Origin of the sequence: Corynebacterium sp. KPL4035 (genome assembly GCF_037908325.1) — a bacterium.
Classification (GTDB): Bacteria; Actinomycetota; Actinomycetes; order Mycobacteriales; family Mycobacteriaceae; genus Corynebacterium; species Corynebacterium kefirresidentii.
Genome location: NZ_JBBMGF010000025.1, coordinates 1 through 2,456 on the forward strand (window position 1 = coordinate 1; position 2,456 = coordinate 2,456).

General features: G+C 51.3%; 3 protein-coding genes. 2 read left to right on the forward strand and 1 reads right to left on the reverse strand.

Features of this window, described 5'->3' with window-relative positions; translation table 11 throughout:
* Positions 1-87 precede the first annotated feature (87 nt).
* A complete protein-coding gene (locus WMP96_RS11640) occupies positions 88-414 on the reverse strand; it encodes a hypothetical protein (protein WP_340433601.1) in 327 nt (108 codons plus the stop codon).
* Positions 415-602: 188 nt separating this feature from the next.
* On the opposite strand from WMP96_RS11640, the gene WMP96_RS11645 reads away from it, so the two are divergent.
* Positions 603-1,436 carry a cutinase family protein gene (locus WMP96_RS11645; RefSeq protein WP_340433604.1) on the forward strand — a complete coding sequence of 278 codons (834 nt, stop codon included), beginning with the start codon at positions 603-605 and terminating at the stop codon, positions 1,434-1,436.
* 14 nt (positions 1,437-1,450) lie between these two features.
* Positions 1,451-2,263, forward strand: a complete 813-nt coding sequence (locus WMP96_RS11650; RefSeq protein WP_340433606.1) for a GDSL-type esterase/lipase family protein — start codon at positions 1,451-1,453, stop codon at positions 2,261-2,263.
* Positions 2,264-2,456 lie beyond the last annotated feature (193 nt).

The following is a 2,456-nucleotide window of genomic DNA, read 5'->3' on the forward strand; positions in this document are numbered from 1 at the left end:
ACCCCCGCCCCCACAACTCCCCAACCCACGGGCGACCAAGGCGTTTAGGGCGTGTACGGGTCTCGAGGTTAGTTGGGTGCATCTTGGTTAATGCGCAGGTTTCTCAAGTTGTCGGGTTTTGGCTAGCAGTTCCCACCATTCTTTGTCTTTTGGTGCTATTTCAATCCAGCCTTTGGGGCTGATTTCTTTTATTTTTACGTTCGCTTTGTATTCAACTGCTGTTTTGCGACGCGCTAAGCGGCGTACTGCTGGGTCTCGGTATCGAGCAAAGAGGTAAACCTGTCGGGCAGTTATTACGACTAAGGTTACTATTGCAATAGCGCTTAACAGTATTAGTAGACTGCTATTGACTTGGTCTTTTAATGCGTCTAGGTGTGGTGTGTTGAGTGGGTTTGTCCCGGTTTCCGTGCTCATTTCAGGGCTGCCTTTAGGTGTTATTCAGGGTTCAGACTTTAGCCTACTGGTTAGGCATGATGCTGAGCGGATTATGGGTTTGTCGGTTAGGATTACGGGCGTTAACTTCCCGAGACTGGATTTACTGTGATTTGCTTGGTTTTGGGGTAGTGAAGTTTCGTTTTTGTCTATCTTGGTAAGGTTTTTCCATGTCCCTAAAATGTATCCGCGCTATTGCAGCTGCGGCCCTTGCTGCAACATTCATCGCTCCTGTTACAGCACAGGCATTTGAGCCACCTACGCCACAGTCATTTATCCACAACTGCGCGCCTAAACAAGTTGTTGTTGCCCCTGGTGGTGGTAATACTAACCCAGTCATGCCTGATAACCTGCCTATTGGTCATATCACTGCTGATGTAGGCATCCAATTGGGTAATCGAGCAGACACTGATGTGACCTATGTGCCTTATCAGTCCTATGGTTTTGCTGCAACGTCCTATCCACAGGCATCAGCTGATGGCTATACCAAGGCATCACATACCATTGCGCGTATCCAGAATGATTGTCCAAACAGCCGTATCAGCCTTGTAGGCTATTCGCTAGGTGCCGATGTCTCTGCACGCATCATTAATGATGCAGCTCATGGCAAGGGCGCACTCGATCCTTCTCGTTTTGCCTCTGCTGCACTTTATGCTAATCCATACCAAGGTGGCAATGGTGCTGCGCAGTATCCTGCTAAGCCAGATGTCAATACTGGTTCTCTAGGACAACTAGACGGCGGCTTCGGCAATCTCGGCGCTAAGGTACTAGAAGTATGCCATAGCGATGATGCTGTATGTAACTATCCCAAGAAGTACCGCAAGCTGGCTGAAGCATCAATGGATCTGGACACGCTCCACGGCAAGTTCCCACGCTCTGTTGCCCGTGAACTCACTCACTACAACCCTAAGGACTACTACACGCTCATTCGTGGTTTCCTGCGCCATAATGCCTATGGTGGCAGTGACAGTGCAGCTGGTGTCCAGTGGGTAAATAATCATTAAAGAAAGGCTCCCATATGAAGAAATTCACTAAACTAGCAAGTGTCATTGTTGCACTTGCTACCAGTATCACTGTTCCAGCTACCGCCCAAGCAGATGGGCCACACGGTAAGGATATGGTCACCTTTGGCGATTCTTTTACCGCTAATGGTGGCGCACCTGGTGGTAGCGGTCGCGTATCCCCGTACCCACGACCAATTCGCCCCTGCTTCAACGACAACAACAACTGGGCACACCAAACCGCACGCAACCTAAACATGTCGCTGGCTGACTACTCCTGCAACGGCACCAGCGACTGGGTAAACAACTATGTTGACCACGCGCTACTGTCCGGAGAAATCGGCCCCGACACCAAGGAAGTAACCTTCATGTACGGCGGCTTGCAACCAAGCACGTATATCGACGCAGCACTTCCGGACATTCCTAAGGCTTCTGCCTACCGGGGGCTACTGGCACACCAATTCAACAAGATCCGCGCCAAGGCCCCACACGCCCGGATTACGATGGTCAACTACGTACCCATGACCGTCAACGACACTCTGTGCGCTGTTAACGACGGCGACAAAGTCATTCCTGTTGGTTTCCCTGGCGTGACTGCTTATGAGGATCAGTTCAATGCTGAAATTGGTCATGCTGCTCGTGATCTCGGCGTTAACTTCATCGACTTGCACAACCAAGCCAAAACCCATGACCCGTGCCAGCCGGATACTTCCCAGCGTTGGGCTGTGGCAGCACAGACCCCGACTGCGCCGTCTGTTATGCCTATGCATCCAACGAACGTGGGACATGCTGGTATGGCCGGTATTATTACGCGTGAGCTTCAAGGGTAGTAGCTAACGCAACGGCGTATCCAACTGATGGGACACCCTCGAGCACGCAAGCCTCTTCGTACGCAAGCTGCCATACTTCATCCCAGACGCACTCAACGAATTCAACCGCAACATCACCGGCTTCTAAAACACAAGCCAAAACAACCCCCGAGACCACCACACCTCGGGGGTTACTCATACCCCACCCAGGGGC

What these genes read in the sequence shown, in the direction of transcription:
- WMP96_RS11640 (WP_340433601.1), bottom strand. Translation starts at nt 414, where the DNA reads ATGAGCACGGAAACCGGGACAAACCCACTCAACACACCACACCTAGAC.
- WMP96_RS11645 (WP_340433604.1), top strand. Translation starts at nt 603, where the DNA reads ATGTCCCTAAAATGTATCCGCGCTATTGCAGCTGCGGCCCTTGCTGCA.
- WMP96_RS11650 (WP_340433606.1), top strand. Translation starts at nt 1,451, where the DNA reads ATGAAGAAATTCACTAAACTAGCAAGTGTCATTGTTGCACTTGCTACC.